Origin of the sequence: Rhodococcus sp. IEGM 1307, assembly GCF_030056915.1 — a bacterium.
Taxonomy (GTDB): domain Bacteria; phylum Actinomycetota; class Actinomycetes; order Mycobacteriales; family Mycobacteriaceae; genus Rhodococcus_F; species Rhodococcus_F opacus_D.
On sequence record NZ_JASHKW010000003.1, the window covers coordinates 229,606 to 246,110 of the forward strand.

Genomic DNA, 16,505 nt, shown 5'->3' on the forward strand with positions numbered 1-16,505 from the left:
CGGGTCAGGCCTCCATCACCACGGACCCGGCGGCCTTGCCGTCCAGCGCGACCACGAAGTCGGCGATGTACTGCAGCAACTCCACGTCACGCACCCGCTCCGCGCCGATTCCGCCCGACCCCGCCCGGGGCAGCGGCAGCTGCACCATTCCGGTGGTGGCACGGTACTGCGCGCTCGGGTAGATCCGCTTGAGGCGCAACTGCTTCGAGTCGGGCAGGGCCATCGGCGCGATCTTCAGCTGCGTCCCGACCACGGCAATCTCTTCGAGTCCGTACTCGCGGGCCAGCAGGCGCAGCTTGGCCACCGAGACCAGTCGGCGGACCTCCTCGGGCAGCGGTCCGTACCGGTCGACGAGTTCGTCGACCACGGCCGTGATGCCGTCGAGTTCGGTGGCCGCCGCGAGCTTGCGGTACCCCTCGAGCCGGAGGCGGTCGCTGGTGACGTAGTCGGGAGGGATGTGCGCGTCGACGGGCAGGTCGATACGGACCTCCTTCGGGGCGTCCTCCGTCGTGATCGGCCTGCCGTCGGCTGCCGCCCGGAACGCCTCGACGGCCTCCCCCACCAGCCGCACGTACAGGTCGAACCCGACACCCGCGACGTGACCGGACTGCTCGGCGCCCAGCACGTTTCCCGCGCCGCGGATCTCGAGGTCCTTCATCGCGACCGCCATGCCGGCACCGAGGTCGGAGTTCTGCGAGATGGTCGCGAGGCGGTCGTAGGCCGTCTCGGTGAGCGGCTTCTCCGGCGGGTACAGGAAGTACGCGTAGCCGCGTTCCCGGCTCCGCCCGACGCGCCCGCGCAACTGGTGCAGCTGCGACAGGCCGAGGGAATCGGCGCGTTCGACGATGAGCGTGTTGGCGTTGGAGATGTCGAGACCCGTCTCGATGATGGTGGTGCACACCAGCACGTCGTAGTCGCGTTCCCAGAAGCCCTGCACGGTCCGCTCCAGGGTGTCCTCGTTCATCTGCCCGTGCGCCACCACGACCCGCGCCTCGGGGACGAGTTCGCGGATCCGCTGGGCCGACTTGTCGATCGAGCTGACCCGGTTGTGGACGTAGAACACCTGCCCGTCGCGGAGCAGTTCCCGTCTGATGGCCGCCGCCACCTGCTTGTCGGCATACGCGCCGACATAGGTGAGGATGGGGTGCCGCTCCTCCGGCGGCGTGAGGATCGTGGACATCTCGCGGATGCCGGCCATGCTCATCTCCAGCGTTCGCGGGATCGGCGTGGCCGACATCGTGAGAACGTCCACATGGGTGCGCAGGGCCTTGATGTGCTCCTTGTGTTCCACACCGAAGCGCTGTTCCTCGTCGACGATGACCAGGCCCAGGTCCTTCCACCGGATCCCGGTCTGCAGCAGCCGGTGCGTGCCGACCACGACGTCGATCTCGCCGTCGGCCATACCGGCGATGATCTCCTTGGAGTCCCCCGCATCCGTGAAGCGGGAAAGCCCGCGCACCGTCACCGGGAACGCTGCCATGCGCTCGGTGAACGTCTGCAGATGCTGCTGAGCGAGCAGCGTCGTCGGCACCAGGACGGCCACCTGCTTGCCGTCCTGCACGGCCTTGAACGCCGCCCGCACCGCGATCTCGGTCTTGCCGTAGCCGACGTCGCCGATGACGACGCGGTCCATCGGGACCGCCTTCTCCATGTCGGCCTTGACCTCGCTGATGACCGTCAGCTGGTCGTGGGTCTCGGTGAACGCGAAGGCGTCCTCCATCTCCTTCTGCCACGGGGTGTCCGGGCCGAACGCGTGTCCGGGTGCGGCCTGCCGCGCCGCGTACAGCTGGACGAGCTCACCGGCGATCTCACGAACCGCCTTGCGCGCCTTGCGTTTGGTGTTGGCCCAGTCGGAACCGCCGAGCTTGCTGAGCGCGGGCAGCTCGCCACCGACGTACCGCGACAGCTGGTCGAGCGACTCCATCGGAACGAACAGACGGTCGCCCGGGTGTCCGCGCTTGCTGGCGGCGTACTCGATCACCAGGTACTCGCGGCGGGCGCCGCCGATGGTGCGTTCGACCATCTCGACGAATCGTCCGATGCCGTGCTGGTCGTGCACCACCATGTCCCCCGCGGTCAGGGCCAGCGGGTCCACCTGGTTGCGGCGCTTCGCCGGCAGCCTCTTGCCGTCGCCGACCGCGGCCACCCGGTTGCCGGTGAGATCGGCCTCCGTGACGATGACGAGTCCGGCAGTGGCGTCGTCGCCGGGGAAGACCAGGCCGTCGTGGAGCGAACCGCGCAGCACCCCGACCTGGCCCCGCGGGGGCTCGGTACCGGGCGCGAGTTCCGCCGCCGGCACCTCGGCCTCGCGCAGACGCTCGAGCACGCGATGCGCGGTGCCGGCGCCCGCGACCACGATGACGGCGCGCCCGCCGGTGGTGACGTGGGCGCGCAGGCTCACGAACAGTTCCGACAGCAGGTCGTCGGAACCGCGGACCTGCGGCGCCGGCGTGACCGCCAGCTCCAGCTCCTCGCCGTTGCCCGACGCGAGCGGGCTCAGCGTCCACCACGGCAGGCCCGTGGTCTCCGCGGATTCGCGGACCTGGCTGAGCGAGCGGTAGGCGGAGGCGCCGAGGTCGATGCCATCACCCTTCAGCACCGACGTGTCGAGCGGGACGGCGCCGCCGATCGAGGCCGCCGTCCACGACGCCTCGAGGAACTCCTGACCGGTGCGCACCAGGTCGGTGGCGCGCGTCCGGATCTTCTCCGGATCGCACAGCAGCACGTGTGCGCTCTCGGGCAGCACGTCGGTGAGCAGCTGCAGTTGCCCCGGCCGCAGCACGGGCAGCAGTGCCTCCATTCCCTCCACCGGGATGCCGGCCGACATCTTGTCGAGCATCTCGACGAGCGCGGCGTCGGCCTGGTTGTCGACCGCGAGTTGCGCGGCCCGGTCGCGGACGTCCTCGGTGAGGAGCAGTTCGCGGCACGGCGGGGCGATCACGGCGTCGATGTCGAGTTCGGGCAGCGACCTCTGGTCCGCGACGGAAAACGCGCGCAGTTCGGTGACCTCGTCGCCCCAGAACTCGACGCGCACGGGATGATCCGCGGTAGGCGAGAACAGGTCCAGGATGCCGCCGCGGACGGCGAACTCGCCGCGCTTTCCCACCATGTCGACGCGCGTGTACGCCATTTCGACGAGCCGCTGGATCAGCCCGTCGAAGTCGTGCTCGACGCCCACGCGCAGTGTGACGGGTTCGATCTCACCGAGCCCCGGCGCCATGGGCTGCACCAGCGAACGGACGGTGGTGACGACGACCTGGAGCGGCGCCCCGTACGAGCGGTCGTCCGGCCGCGCGAGTCTGCGGAGCACCTCTACGCGGCGACCGACCGTGTCGGCGCTCGGCGACAGACGTTCGTGCGGCAGCGTCTCCCACGACGGGAACTGCGCGACGGCGTCGCCGATCATCTCCTGCAGTTCGGCGGTGAGGTCGTCGGCCTCACGGCCGGTCGCGGTGACCAACAGCAGATGGGTGCGCTCGGCGAGAGCCGCGGCCACGAACGGCCGGGCGGGTGCGGGCGCGACGATGTCGAGGTGATGGCGTCCGAGAGCCTCGGTCACCTGCGCGATGACGGCGTCGCCCAGCGCGATCTTCGCCAGACCGGCGAGCGGGGTGTCGGACGAGGGCTCGGCAGCGATGAGCGGGGAAGACAACGACGCACTCCTGAGCAGTGATGACGAACTGCCGGCGAACAGCTCGGGCCGGGACGCGCGGCCAGTTGCGGACTGAGTCAGCCTAGTCGATATCGCACAAGGACGGACCGGGGTCCGTATCAGGTGGAGGCCTGCACGACCGGCGCGACGGTCATCGAGTTCAGCGCCCGCACGTGCCCGGTCACCGCGTCCGCTGTTCCGGTCCTGCGCACCGGCACGATCCGTGCTCCGCCGGGCGGCAGGTGGAACCAGGAGTCCTCCGGTTCGAAGCCGCGGAGTTCGAGGTGCACGTACTGCGCAGCGCCGTCGGTGCCGACGTCGACGACCCAGTTCCCGGACGCCGTCTGCCGCGCCACCGCAGTCAGACCGACGGTGCGTTCGAGGGCGCGCGCCGGTCCGCCGACGAGGTGAACGGACTCGGCGACGACACCGTCCTCACTCGACAGGGTGACGGTCACGCTCTCGTATCCGCGGGGGCCGAAGCGGTGGACGTGGGTCGCGTCGGTGAAGCGCCCGAGCACCGTGTCGAGCGACCACCGGCGGGCCGCGTGCGCGGCGACGGTCACCGGTTCGGTGACGTCGAACGCCCGGGCACCGGTGCGGGTGTGCACCTGCACCCGCAACTCCCCCGCGACCTCGTGGTCGGAGTCGTTGACCGCGTCGATCCGCAGTCCGTCCAATCCGTCCTCGGCGAGGAGGACCGCGACCGGCAGCGACATCCGCCGCATCACGAACCACGGAGCCTTCGGCCTGCCGTCGGAGTCGAGCAGCCCCCACCCGGCGCCGGGTTCGAGGTCGCGGAGCGCAAGCACCAGCGCGCCGTCGCATCCCGAATCGGGCCGCCGCCAGTATCCGAGAGTCGCCGCGAACGCCTCGCAGACGGCGGCCCGGCCGAGGGCGAGGTACCGCTCGGGGTCGCTCCACCGGACCGTCGACGGCTCCTCGCCGAACAGCGTCCGCACGTAGTGATCGCGGACGTCCTCGAAGTCCCAGGGCGCCCCGGTGTCCCGCGGCACCGCCACCTTCCACCGTGGGTGGTGGCCCGCGACCGCGAGGCTGCCGAACTCGGCCTCGATCGCCGCGTCCGACGGGGGGATCGAGAACGCGAGGCATTCGGCGGCGAACCGCACCCGGGCCCGGCGGACGTCGGACAGCGGAAGCCGATAGCCCCCGACCCCGAAGTAGTGCGCGATACCCGTCCCCACGTGGGTCGCGAGCGCGTCGCAGCCCGGCGGCGAGGTCGGTGACGACGACACCCGCACCACCCCCGGCGCCGTCCGACCGACCACCGCCGGAATCACGTCGTGCACCGCCGTCATGTGCGGCGAAGCGAGTCCGAGCATCGCCGGTTGCTGTTCGGTCTCGCTGCCTCCGCTGAACACGGTGAGCGCGGGGTTCCCGGACAGCGGTCGCAGCACCGCCTCGACCTCCGCGGTCAGCAGGTCCAGGAACCGCTGATCGTCGGGCGGGTCGAACGTCGACAGCATGGCGTCCTGCCACACCATGACACCCAGTTCAGCACAGTCGTCCCAGAACGCGGCGTCCTCGTACACCGCCGTGCCCGGCACGCGGACCATGTTGAGGCCGGCCTCGACCACCCGCTCGAGGGTGGCTCGCGTCTGATCCCGGCCGCCCAGCCCCACCGGATCCACGGGTGTCCAGACGGCGCCGCGGCAGTACACGTCGACGCCGTTGACCGACAGCCGGAATCCGCCGTCGCTTTGCGCCGCGCGCACGGTGCGGAATCCGACCGCACCCAGGTCGACGACGTGCTCCCCCAGGACGATGCTCAGCGGATACGTCGCGGGGGTGCCGTGGGTGTGGGGCCACCACAACCGGACGTCGGGGACGCGCAGGTGGGCGCGGACCTGCTGCGCGCCCGGCCCGGAGCCCACGATCGTCGCGTCCACGGTGAGGTCGCCGAGCCGCACGAAGGGGGCCGGTCCGGCCGAACGATGCACGCGCACGACCAGGTCCAGCACGCCCGTGCCGTCCTCCACGGCGGTGACCACGTGAGCGTCCGACAGGACGGGCGCGGTGCGGTCGTGCAGTCGCACCGCCCGCCACGGGCCCACCGGGGCCGGCACACCACCGAAGACCGGGGCGCGGCCGAGCAGGCTCGTGCGAACCCAGCGCAGGCCCTGCGCGCTGACCAGCGACGACCGCCAGCGTCCGCGCGGCCGCCGGCGGCGCAGCGCGGCATCGAGCGACGGAAAACGGATCGCCAGCGTGACCGCGCCGGGGCGGGAGGCGAGTTCGACCGAGGCCGGCACGAACATCGACTCCGAAGACAGAAGGAGGTCGTCGCCCGCCCACACCTGCGCGTACGAGGCGAGGCCGTCGAACTCGAGCCGCCACGGCCCCGGGCCGCCGCCCGACACGTCGGTGACGAACCACCAGTCGACCGCATCGGTCTTCGTCGCCCGCGCCGCCGCAGCTCCGTCGGTCGCCCGGATCGCGCCTGCCGCGGTACCCGGCACCTGCGCGGGATACCACGGGCCCGGCACCCCCTTCAGACCCGACGGATCGGTGACCGAGCCCGGTTCCGTTGCCACGCAACGCCACCGCGCGCCGGCGAGAAGATCCACTACGCGCGTCCGACCACTCGCGCCACACCGCCCACCGACCGTTCCCACGCCTCGGCCATGCCGTCGAGTTGCGCCGACGGGTCGACACTGCGTCCACGAGCGGCCCGCGCCATCTGGAACTGCACACTCTTCGCGCCCTGCGCCACCGCCCGGAAGCCTGGCGCGAACGCCGCCGCCCCGGCGAACCCGTTGCGCTCGAGGTACTCGCAGACGTCGGCGGCCAGTTCCGCGGTGGCACCGCACTGCCGCAACACCCCGAACGTCCACAGGTGAAAGGTGTCGATGCCGGCCTCGCGGATCCAGGGCACGTCGGCGACCACCCGTTCGCCGAGATCGCGCACCGGATTTCCGTCCGGCCGGGTGGCGAGATGATGGCGCAACACCGCCTCGAAGCGCGCCGGACGGTACCCCGGGTCCCCGTCGAACCGGACCTGCTCCACGTAGGGGGTGAAGGTCGCCGACCCGGTGACGTCGAGCCCGAACAACCCGCGAAAGTCGTCACCGGCCAACCGGTGATACCCGCTGTTGTGGAAATACTCGAGCACACCGGCCTCCCGGTCGATGTAGTTCGCGACGATCGTCGTCTTGGTGTGACTCTCGCGGTACCCGGTGCCCACCGTGTCCGGGAGCCAGTGCGCATCCACCTCGACGATCGACAGCATTCCCGCAGCGAGATTGTCCTGGACGTGGTCGAGGACCCGGCGCCAGACGTTCATCTCCCCCACGTCGATCCCGTACAGCGCGAACAGATCCTCCGGCTTGAACTTCAGGAACGTCCACTGCGACCCGTCGAACCGGGCGCCGAACGCGCACGCGGCGGCGGGCACCGGATCGAGCCCGAGCGAGTGGAGCACCTCCACCCACAGGTCGAGGTAGCAGTTGGTCTCGGTCCACGTCCGCTCGTCGGAGTGGATGGTGTGCGGTTCGTATCCGTCCGGCGAGATGTCGATCAGCCGGGATGTCACAGCGACATCCGGGATTTCACCGCACTCGGCCAGCGCGACGGATCCATGCCGTGGGTCCGCAGCATCGCGAGCGCGATGCGTTCCATCCCGAATCCCACGCACGCGCTGTGGGCGATGCCGCCGTCCGCGGTGGCGATGTCGAACGTGACACCGAAGTGGTCCTGATGGCAGTTGCACGAGACGACGGCGGTGCCCTCGTCGAGATCGCCGTACAGGCGCACCGTGAGCTCGGTCTTGAGGTTCTCCTCACGCTGGTTGGCGGCGAGCATGCGTCCGACCCTGCCGAAGAACGGGTCGTTGGCGATCACCGACGTAGCGTCCAGCCACAGGTCCGACAGCACCTCGAGCCCACGCTCGATCCACGAATCACGGTGGGTCGCGGCCTGGTCCGCCGTACCGATCTGCACGAACTCGTGCATCCGGAACGCCTGCATGCGGGCGGGATCGAACGCCGGCTCGTGCCGGAAGCAGTAGCCGTACACGTCGAGCAGCGCACCGCCGTCCGGCAACACACCCGTGAACATCGGGTACGCGGGGTGGCACGCCGCCGACACCAGCATCGTGTCGGTCGGTTCGAGCCACTTGTCCCAGCTCTCGCCGTCGGCTCGCGCCGCCAGCAGTTGGGCGTGCTCGGCGTTGGTGCCGGTGAACGTGTTGATCGCCCCGGTCAGGTCGGGGAACGACGCGATGTAGTCGGTGCGCTCGAAACTGGTGCGCGGGAACACCGGAGGAAACCGGAATCGGGCCGCGGACGCGCCCGGCCCTGCTGCGCGCACGACCGCGTCGATGCCGTCGACGATGTCCTCGAACAACCCCGACCGTCCGTAGAGGCCGGTGACGGACGTGTCCACCAGGAGTCCGGCGTCCAGCAGTTCCGCCCGGAAGGCACGCCGGGCCCGCTCGAGTTCGCTCGTCTCTTCCCGTTCCACTGCTGTATCCGTACTCATATCGTCCCCCGGTATGCCGTGGCCATCTGCGCCGAGTTGGCCATGATTCGATCGTTGTTGATCATGACGGCCGCTCCGTGCGCATCGCGCAGGTGCCGGCCGAGCGAGTACTCCGTGTCTTCCCGGTAACCGGCGATCCCGCAGATCAGCAGGGCCCTGCCGACGAGGTCGACGGCCAGGGTCGACGCCGTCACCTTCAGGTTGTTCATCGCCAGCGAATAGCCCACTCCACCCGCGACTTCGGCCTCCGGCGAACCGGCGGGCGCCGCATCGGCGTCGTCGAACCGGCGGGCCGCCGCGAACACGACATCCGAGAACTGCTGGTGCACAGCGGCCGCCTCGGCGAGACGCGACGCCGCGGGTGAGTCCACGCCCGGCTGCTTACGCGCTGCCGCTCGCACGTACCGCCGCGCCTTCTCCACCGCCGCGTCGGCGATGCCGAGCCACACGGCCGACCACACCGAGTGCGACACCGGGAGCATCGTCGCCGCCGAGATCTCCGCGTAGGAGTCGGCGACGACGAGATCGGGGGTGGTGGTGGCACGCAGCACGAAACCGGGACTGCAGGTTCCGCGCAGTCCCAGCGTGTTCCAGTCACCGGTGCGCTCGAGCGTCACGTCGGCACGCCGGCAGACGACGAGCACCTGGTCGCTCGGCGGGCTGTCGGGGGTGCGCCGCGCGGTCGCGAGGATCGCATCGGCGTACTCGCCGTAGGAGATCACGGGGGCATTCTTGACCAGCGACACCACCCCGCCGGACTGCTCCACCGCGCACGTGCTGCGCCGGACGTCGCCCCCGATGCCCAGTTCCGTCGTCGCCGATGCCAGCAGGAACTGCCCGGCGACCACGTCACGCAGGAAGGCGGTGACGCCGTCGCCACCCGGATGTCGTACGAGCGAGAGGATCTGGGTCTGGTGCATCGCGAACACCATCGCCGTCGCGGCGCAATGGCGCCCGAGAGTCCGGGCGATCGTGCACAGTTCGCGAAGCGTCGCGCCTTCGCCACCCAGTTCCGGGGGAACGGCACACGAGAGCAACCGCTGGTCCCGGAGTGCGTCGATCGCTTCCTGCGGGAAACGCGCGTCCCGATCGACGTCGACGGCCCAGCGCGCGGCCACCTCGGCCACGACCCTCTCGGCCCGCGCCGCCGGTCCCCACGACTGCGCGGACTCGATCCCGGCGTCGCTCACCAGGGCGATGCTCATGCCACTCCGAGTTCGACGAGTGCGCCCCGAATGGAATCCACACTCGCGAACGTGCTCTTGCGCAGGAGCTCGTCGGGGAACTCGATGTCGAACGAATCCTCCAGCGCCAGCATGACGTTGACGCTCGCGTGCGACGTCAAACCCAGTTCGTAGAGATCGGCTCCGACGGCGATGCTCGCGGCATCGACGGACAGCCGGGCGTGGTCGCCGAGAACCTTGCGGATGGTCTGCTCGCTCATGGGTGGCGTTCTCCTTGGTGATGGGGTGGGTTGCCGAGCCGGGACGCGGTGACCATCGCGATCGCGACGTCGGCCTCGTGCGAGATCGAGACGTCGAATCCGCCGAGCCCCTGCCGCTCGGCGAGGGCCGATGCGTTGCCGGACAGGCGCACTCCGCATCCGCCCCAGCTCTCGCGCCGGATCTCGATGGACTGCCACGGCAAGGCGACGTCCCCGGGTCGCAACACCTTGACCACGGCCTCCTTGGCCGCGAACCGGGCAGCCAGCCGTTGGGCCCGCGCAGGACCCTCGCAGGTTTCCAGTTCGTGGGGTGTGAAGATTCTCGTCAGGTAGCGGTCGCCGAACCGCTCGACGCTGCTTCTCACGTGCCCCACCGTCATCACGTCGCACCCGATACGGGACTCGGGGATCGACAAGACAGAACCACCAGACATCGATCCCCCTGCTCCAGTCTTCGACAGTCCACGTTCTGCACCGGAAGCCGCGCTCAGCGACTCTCCAGCAAACCCTTCGGAAAGTTACCGCACACCGGCAATTCAAGACAAGCGGTACTGCGGTGTGGGCATAAACATACCCTGAGTCTGTAACGGTGTCCTGGCAACGCGATCAAGCAGCAAATCCGACGCACGCGATTCGTCTGGAACTCACCGATACGCCGGGCTCGTAGTCGAGCTACAACCCGACCTCGATGGCTCCGGCTGCCAGCAACGTGCCGATCTTCTCCGCCGAGACCGGCCGGCTGAACAGGAAGCCCTGCGCCCGATGGCATCCCATGTCGAGAAGTTGCCGGGCCGACTCGACGTTCTCGACGCCCTCCGCGACCAACTCCAGGCCGAACGATTCGGCGAGCCCGATGATGGACTTCACGATCGCCCGATCCTCGGGGTTGGTGTCCAGGTTCATCACGAAGCCTTTGTCGATCTTCAGCGTCCCCACCGGCAGCGCCTTGAGGTGGCTGAGGGAGCTGAACCCGGTGCCGAAGTCGTCGATCGCGACCTCCACGTCCATCGCGTGCAAACCTTCGAGCGCTTCACGCGTCCAGGTCAGATCACTGAGTACTGCGTTCTCGGTGATCTCCAGGCACAGCGCGCCCTTCCGAAGGTCAAATTCCGTCAACGCACTGGCAACGACGTCGAGGAAGTCCAGACCGGCCAACTGTCCCGGCGAGACGTTGACGCGCAGATCCAGATCCAGCTCGGGTACCTGCGACCGCCAGTCGGCCCACTGCCGGCAGGCCTTCCGGATCACCCAGCGCCCGAGCTCTCCGGCCACATTCGTCGCCTCGGCGACGTCGATGAACGACGCCGGCTGCAGCAACCCGAGCAGCGGGTGATTCCACCGCACCAGGGCCTCCACGCCGATGATCCGGCCGGTCCGCAGGTCGACCTCGGGCTGGTACTCGAGGAACAGCGACTCGTCCGCGATGGCCGCACGCAGACTGAGCTCGATCACGTTGCGTTTCTCGCTCTCCTCCTGCATCTCGTCGGTGAACACGCTGATCGCATTACCGCCCTTGGTCTTCGCGACCATGACGGCCTGGTCGGCCTGGCTGAGGAGCGAACTGGTGGTGGCCTTGCCCGGAATTCCGGCCGCGACGCCGATACTGACACTGCGGCTGACCACCTCGCGGCCGAGACGCACCCGTTCGGTGACGACGTCGCGGATGTGCTGCGCCCGCACCTCCGCCTCCTCCAGGCCCACCGATCCGCCGAGCACGAGCACGAATTCGTCGCCGCCCAGCCGGGAGACGAGGTCGTCGGTCTCGCTGGTCGATCTGAGCCGGTCCGCGATCGTCGAGATGAACCCGTCACCGGCTCCGTGACCGAAGAAGTCGTTGAGAGGCTTCAACCGGTCCAGGTCGAGGAACAGGATCGCGACCGACCCGGCTTCGGATTCGGCGAGGCGAGTGTCCAGGTGGTGGTAGAGCGCGCGCCGGTTGCTGAGACCGGTGAGGGAATCGTGGTCGGCCGAGTAGCGCAACTGCTCCTCGACGACGATGCGCGCCTGGACCTGGGCGAGCAGGGCGGCGATCGCCTTGAGGACGTCGACCTCCGGGGGCGTCCAGTCGCGGTCGCCGAACTTGATGAATCCGAGCGTGCCCGTCGTCGTGTCACCGGACAGCAGTGGAACGGCTGCGAGCGACACCTGCGGCACCCCGGACGCCTCGCGGACCCGCTCGTTGTAATCCGGACCGGACACCTCCGGACGGAAGATGGCCACTTCCTTCTGGTGCTCGATCTGGGCGAACGTCGAGTCGGCGTCCTTGAAGTAGACGACGCCGAGCGGGTCGGGGTCGGGGATGAATGGTCGGAGCGGGTATTCGGCGACCAGGACCGTCGCCGCGATCTCGTGGTCGGTGAACCGGAGGAAGCTGGTGTCGACCTCGAAGTGCTCCACGAGATCCTGCAGCACGCGGGTGGCCACGGGCTTGAACGAGACCGCATCGACAGGCGTGAGCCGGGACGCCACGGTTGTCACCAGGGTCTCGAGCTTTTCGGTTTGCTTCTCGGTGTTCACGGGCCCTCCTGTCGTTACGATATCCGCCTGCGAAGCCGGTCGGCGAGGCGCTCGCTCCGAACCGACGGGCCAGGCGCGTGGCTGAGCCGTAACACCATGGCGAGCGCTTCACCTGCCTTCGCGCCGACGACGTCGAACAGTTCCTCCCGCAGCCTCTCCAATGGTGCCGCATACCGTGGTGAGAGTTGTTCGAGTTCCGCACTTTCCACACCGTAGAGAAACACCGGCGAAATCGGTTGAACGGCGAGCCCGAGAGCCTGGGCGTGGATCCACACGCTCTCGGTCGCCTCACCGCCGCGCACGTAGTCCCGAGGGGTGCTGCCCGGAATGGCGACGACCGCGACAGCCGAGCTCGACGCCACACGGTCCGCGGTCGACTTGCCCAGCGCGCGTCCCGCGTCCAGTTCGCCGAGTCGTTCCATGACGTCGGGTCTTCGCAGCAGCGCGAGGGTCGACAGTTCCGCCGAATCAAGTTCCAGTGCGCGAACGTCGATGCCGGTCTCGACCGAATCCAGCGGCGGCCACCGCAACTCGCCGATCATTTCGCGGTGCAGGGTCGGTGTGAGGAATCGGATGCGGTCCGACTCCGCGAGAATCGCTCCGATCGTCGCGATGTCGTCCCGGTCGGTCACCAGGCAGAGGCGTGCGCCCTCGAGCGAGGCCGCCTCCGCGAGAAGTCCCGCCTGCGTGTCGTCCAAGGGCCGGGGCACGCCCGGCCTGCGATTGGTGGTCCGGTCGAGCATGTGCTCGTAGCGGTCGGTGAGTTCGCGGGCGTTCCCGCTGCCGAACGTCATCGTGGCGACGGGAAGTCCTTCGTCGCCGTCGTGGACCGTCACGGCGCCGAGCAGTCCGGCGGCCGACGCGGCGATCCGGGCGTTGTGCAGCGCGGCGCCGACGGCGACACAACTGCCGCGGTACCCGACGTCCATCGCTGTCGTGTGCTCCGGGGCCACGGAGATGGTCAGCCCCGCGTCATCCGCCGCTATCGTCCACGGCTGGACGTTGCCGCCGGACGGCGCGCGGGCTGCGGCATGCACGACGGCGTCGACGGCGTCGTGCGAGACCGGTGCGGGCACCGCACGATCCGCGGGCTCCTCCGGCAGATCGTGCGGTCTCGGCGGATCGGTGAGGGCATCGAGATGCTGGTCCAGATCCATGCGGCACCGACCTGGTGCGAGCGGCTGTCCGAGCCCGATGCGCCGCACCGCCGCCGCGACCTGCGCACCGCCGAGCAGCACCTCGCCCCCGAGCTGAGGCCAGGTGGAGATGGTTTCGTCCACTTCCACCAACGACGCGGCCATCGTCGCCGACAGCTCACCGGCGTCGAGAATCCGAAGGACGAGCGGAATCTTGTCCCGCGAGCCGAGCCCCGTCAGCGACTCCACGTCGACGTCACCGATTACTCCGTGGAAGACGGGCCGGTCGGGTTCGAGGTCGAATCGCTCGACGTCCAGCAGACCCCGGTCACTGGTCGCCATCAGCACCGGCAATCCCCTTCGCTTGGCCTCCCGTCGCAGGGACACCTTGACGTCGAGGGAGTCGCATTCGTCGATCACCACGTCCGTGCCGTCCAGGAATTCGGCCACCGACTCGACGTCGAGACCGTCCTCCCACAACGTCACAGTGACGTAGGGGTCGATCTCCGCGATACGGCGGGCGGCGACCACGGCCTTGTTCACGCCGAGGTCGAGAACGGTGCCGGGAACCCGGTTCAAGTTGGACAGTTCGAGGGTGTCGAAGTCCGCGAGCCGCAGGCCGCCACACGCACCTTCCAGCGTAAGAGCCAACGCGACCGCGTGACCGACGCTCAGTCCGACGATCCCCACGGTCACGTTCCTGAGGCGTTCCTGTTCCTGCGCGGTGATCTTGTTCCGATTCCGGTCCAGCCGCAGCAACCGGAACGATGCGGGTCCGAGCAGACGCACCACGGTCCGTCGCCACGAGTAGTACGCCCACACCGGAGCCTCGTCCAGCGCACCAGGTCCCGGTGTGGGGACGAGGGAACGGAGGCTCTCGATCTGTTGGTCGAGCCGATCGACGAAGACCACCGCGGGGTCGCGGCGGAGACGGTCCAGTACCGCCGCGTCCCCGGAGTGGCCCTCGTCGAGCAGCAGTGCGGTGTACTCACCGTGGGTTTCGGTCACGAGACGCTCCGCATCGGCCGGACGACGTTTCCTCCCGTCCCCGTCGCGATGCCTGCCGACGGCGTCGGTCGGGACGTCGTGAGTAACAGTTGGGCCAGCTGCATGGATTCGGCGCGGCCCCTGCGCCTACTCCGATCCCACCACATCAGCCGGGTCTCGTAGCGGTCATCCGGATAGGGCACGGGAGCAATGTGGTCGGCCACCACGCCACCGGTGGTTCGCCACGTGTCCAGGACGTGGGACCCGGCGGTCGCGAGCATGAACTGGACGTCGAGCAGATCCATCGAGAAGGTGGCGATGCGACCCAGTGCGCCGACGAGTTCACCTCGCCGTGCGGCCGCGTCCGCCACCCATGCGCCCTTCGCTTCCACGACACCGAACGGCAGCCGGTCCTCGATCATCCGGCGGACGGCGGGAGCTCCGGGATCCGTTCCCCATTCCGTGATCGCATGCGCCTGATCAGCGACAAGATATGGCCCCTGGGCGCGGACGCCGGCTGCGACAGAACCGTTCGGATCGATGGCGACGAAGAACAGTGCGGTGGTGTCGCCGGCCTGAATCCGGCGGTACTCGAGCGCCTTCTCGGCGCCGTACTTGCGATAGCCCGCGAGTGCTCCCTCGAGATACTCTTCCCAGAGCGTCGGCTCGTCGGAGGGCCGGGCGACAACGAAGCGACACTCCGACCGCGGATCCCACACACTCAGAGTTCGATCGAGTATGGTCTCCGTCGACCGTACGTCTATCTGCGGATTCGTCAGCTGTTCAACAGACATTGGTATTCCCATCGGGCGTCGGTGCGGCAATTCCGGGGACTCACGGGTTACGTAAAGACCCCAAGAACTGGACACACGAACACCCGGTCACAGCCCCGCGGCTACCTATTTTCCGCGTTTACTCCGGATTTGTCACCTGTGATGCCACTAATGGGCCCAAAAACAAACTTCAGGTCGGTAATTTCCGCCTGCAATTAGGTGAGGGAAATGAACAGCTCGACGCTGCTCGGTGCGCGGAAGACCTCGATCTCCTCCGCGTAGGCTCGCTCGATGCGCCCTTCCTTCTCGGCCAGCTCGGCCTGAATCCACACGTCCTCGATCGGGTCGGACGATCGCCCGTCGGGTGTGAACTTGGCGAAATACCCGGACGGGACACGCACCAGGACGTCGCCGATCTCGAGATGATCGAGGTCGATACAGCGGTATCCGATCACCGCAGTCCACCCGAGATCGGGGACCGCGACGTAGACGGTGGTCAGTTCCTCGACACCTCGCTGCTGGACACGCTCACGCGTGAACTTCATCAGGTCGGTGGCGTGCGCCGACGGACCCAGTTCGATACGCGGGAGAATGAGTCCCCCGAAGTCGGCGGACTCACGCTTGACGATCTCGAAACTCATTGCTGCCCCTGCCTGGTGGCGGGTGGCACTATCGCCACGTACAGATCGATGCCGAATGCGTGCGGATAGAACTCGAAATCGCCGGTGTAGGACCGCTGAATTTGATGCGATTCCTCCGCGTCACGAATCTGCCCCCAGAGGGCGTCGAAGAGATCGGGAAACGTTCCGACCGAGGAGAATTTGGCATACGTCCCCGCAGGTATCCGCGACACCAGGTGCCCGCGTCCGACCTGGTCGATGGTGGAGCACTCGTAGCCCACGATTTGCGTGTAGTACGAATTGATCTCGGGCGCGTGGTCGACATAAGCGGACGCCAGAGGCCGATCCACGTTCTGCGCGAGAAGAGTCGACCACGTCTTTTCGAGAGCCTTGTCGCGGGCTTCTCCGAGCGCCCGCTTGGGGCTACGGACGGCCAGTCCAGCGACCAGCGTCTCTTCGCGTTCGACAATGACGAACGGCATCGGGCACCCTCCGATGTCATCGGCTCATTGGGTTTGCAATGGCAGTTATCTTTCGACCACCCGGTAATTCAGGGGACGAGATTTCACAATACATCCTTCGGTAACCGGAGACGGGGTCATTGGTGTCGCAAAGCGCAGCGTCGAACTGGGCAAACCCTGACCGTGCCGTCGCATTCCATTCAACTCGGGTCCGAAACAGTTTTGTCTGGCAAAGTACATACTCAAAGTCTTTTTTAAGGGATTTTCTTAGATTCAAGGTGTGTTAACACGAAGCCTCGACTTCAGACCGTCATACACCTAACAATGTGGCGTCGATCGAGCAGTTATCGCGGAAACCTCTTCCGCGGAGGCGGTTTTCTAGCGCAGAAGACGCCGCGAGGCGAACTGCCTGAAA

General features: G+C 68.1%; 12 protein-coding genes. All 12 read right to left on the bottom strand.

The window, feature by feature from the left end; translation table 11 throughout:
- Nucleotides 1-4: 4 nt before the first annotated feature.
- The 12 genes from mfd to QM841_RS07375 all read right to left on the bottom strand — a co-directional run bounded on the left by mfd (nt 5) and on the right by QM841_RS07375 (nt 16,111).
- On the bottom strand, nt 5-3,652 hold the full coding sequence (gene mfd, locus QM841_RS07320; RefSeq protein WP_283331448.1) for a transcription-repair coupling factor: 3,648 nt from the start codon (nt 3,650-3,652) through the stop codon (nt 5-7).
- A 119-nt stretch (nt 3,653-3,771) separates the two neighbouring features.
- Nucleotides 3,772-6,207 (bottom strand): glycoside hydrolase family 2 protein, encoded by a 2,436-nt coding sequence (locus QM841_RS07325; RefSeq protein WP_283331449.1) that lies wholly within the window; start codon nt 6,205-6,207, stop codon nt 3,772-3,774.
- Nucleotides 6,208-6,239: 32 nt separating this feature from the next.
- Nucleotides 6,240-7,205 carry a DUF1839 family protein gene (locus tag QM841_RS07330; RefSeq protein ID WP_283331450.1) on the bottom strand — a complete coding sequence of 322 codons (966 nt, stop codon included), beginning with the start codon at nt 7,203-7,205 and terminating at the stop codon, nt 6,240-6,242.
- Complete coding sequence (locus QM841_RS07335; protein ID WP_283331451.1) at nt 7,202-8,152, bottom strand: amino acid--[acyl-carrier-protein] ligase; 951 nt, start codon at nt 8,150-8,152, stop codon at nt 7,202-7,204. The genes QM841_RS07330 and QM841_RS07335 overlap by 4 nt, the downstream gene beginning before the upstream one ends.
- Nucleotides 8,149-9,357, bottom strand: coding sequence for an acyl-CoA dehydrogenase family protein (locus tag QM841_RS07340; protein ID WP_283331452.1), 1,209 nt, complete (start codon nt 9,355-9,357; stop codon nt 8,149-8,151). Before QM841_RS07340 ends, QM841_RS07335 begins: the two co-directional genes overlap by 4 nt.
- Nucleotides 9,354-9,596, bottom strand: a complete 243-nt coding sequence (locus QM841_RS07345; protein ID WP_005238830.1) for an acyl carrier protein — start codon at nt 9,594-9,596, stop codon at nt 9,354-9,356. Before QM841_RS07345 ends, QM841_RS07340 begins: the two co-directional genes overlap by 4 nt.
- Complete coding sequence (gene acpS, locus QM841_RS07350; protein WP_283331453.1) at nt 9,593-10,030, bottom strand: holo-ACP synthase; 438 nt, start codon at nt 10,028-10,030, stop codon at nt 9,593-9,595. The genes QM841_RS07345 and acpS overlap by 4 nt, the downstream gene beginning before the upstream one ends.
- 238 nt (nt 10,031-10,268) lie before the next feature.
- On the bottom strand, nt 10,269-12,113 hold the full coding sequence (locus QM841_RS07355) for a putative bifunctional diguanylate cyclase/phosphodiesterase (RefSeq protein WP_283331454.1): 1,845 nt from the start codon (nt 12,111-12,113) through the stop codon (nt 10,269-10,271).
- Nucleotides 12,114-12,127: 14 nt separating this feature from the next.
- Nucleotides 12,128-14,257: an Rv1355c family protein gene (locus QM841_RS07360; RefSeq protein WP_283331455.1), complete on the bottom strand. Its 2,130-nt coding sequence runs from the start codon at nt 14,255-14,257 to the stop codon at nt 12,128-12,130.
- The gene (locus tag QM841_RS07365) at nt 14,254-15,030 is read right to left on the bottom strand and encodes a hypothetical protein (RefSeq protein WP_283331456.1); all 777 of its coding nucleotides are present in this window, start codon (nt 15,028-15,030) and stop codon (nt 14,254-14,256) included. Before QM841_RS07365 ends, QM841_RS07360 begins: the two co-directional genes overlap by 4 nt.
- A 194-nt stretch (nt 15,031-15,224) precedes the next feature.
- Complete coding sequence (locus tag QM841_RS07370; RefSeq protein WP_283331457.1) at nt 15,225-15,650, bottom strand: hypothetical protein; 426 nt, start codon at nt 15,648-15,650, stop codon at nt 15,225-15,227.
- Nucleotides 15,647-16,111: a GyrI-like domain-containing protein gene (locus QM841_RS07375; protein WP_283331458.1), complete on the bottom strand. Its 465-nt coding sequence runs from the start codon at nt 16,109-16,111 to the stop codon at nt 15,647-15,649. The genes QM841_RS07370 and QM841_RS07375 overlap by 4 nt, the downstream gene beginning before the upstream one ends.
- Nucleotides 16,112-16,505 lie beyond the last annotated feature (394 nt).

Coding starts and splice junctions, on each gene's coding strand:
- QM841_RS07335 (WP_283331451.1), bottom strand. CDS start 8,152: ATGAGTACGGATACAGCAGTGGAACGGGAAGAGACGAGCGAACTCGAG.
- QM841_RS07340 (WP_283331452.1), bottom strand. CDS start 9,357: ATGAGCATCGCCCTGGTGAGCGACGCCGGGATCGAGTCCGCGCAGTCG.
- QM841_RS07345 (WP_005238830.1), bottom strand. CDS start 9,596: ATGAGCGAGCAGACCATCCGCAAGGTTCTCGGCGACCACGCCCGGCTG.
- acpS (WP_283331453.1), bottom strand. CDS start 10,030: ATGTCTGGTGGTTCTGTCTTGTCGATCCCCGAGTCCCGTATCGGGTGC.
- QM841_RS07365 (WP_283331456.1), bottom strand. CDS start 15,030: ATGTCTGTTGAACAGCTGACGAATCCGCAGATAGACGTACGGTCGACG.
- QM841_RS07370 (WP_283331457.1), bottom strand. CDS start 15,650: ATGAGTTTCGAGATCGTCAAGCGTGAGTCCGCCGACTTCGGGGGACTC.
- QM841_RS07375 (WP_283331458.1), bottom strand. CDS start 16,111: ATGCCGTTCGTCATTGTCGAACGCGAAGAGACGCTGGTCGCTGGACTG.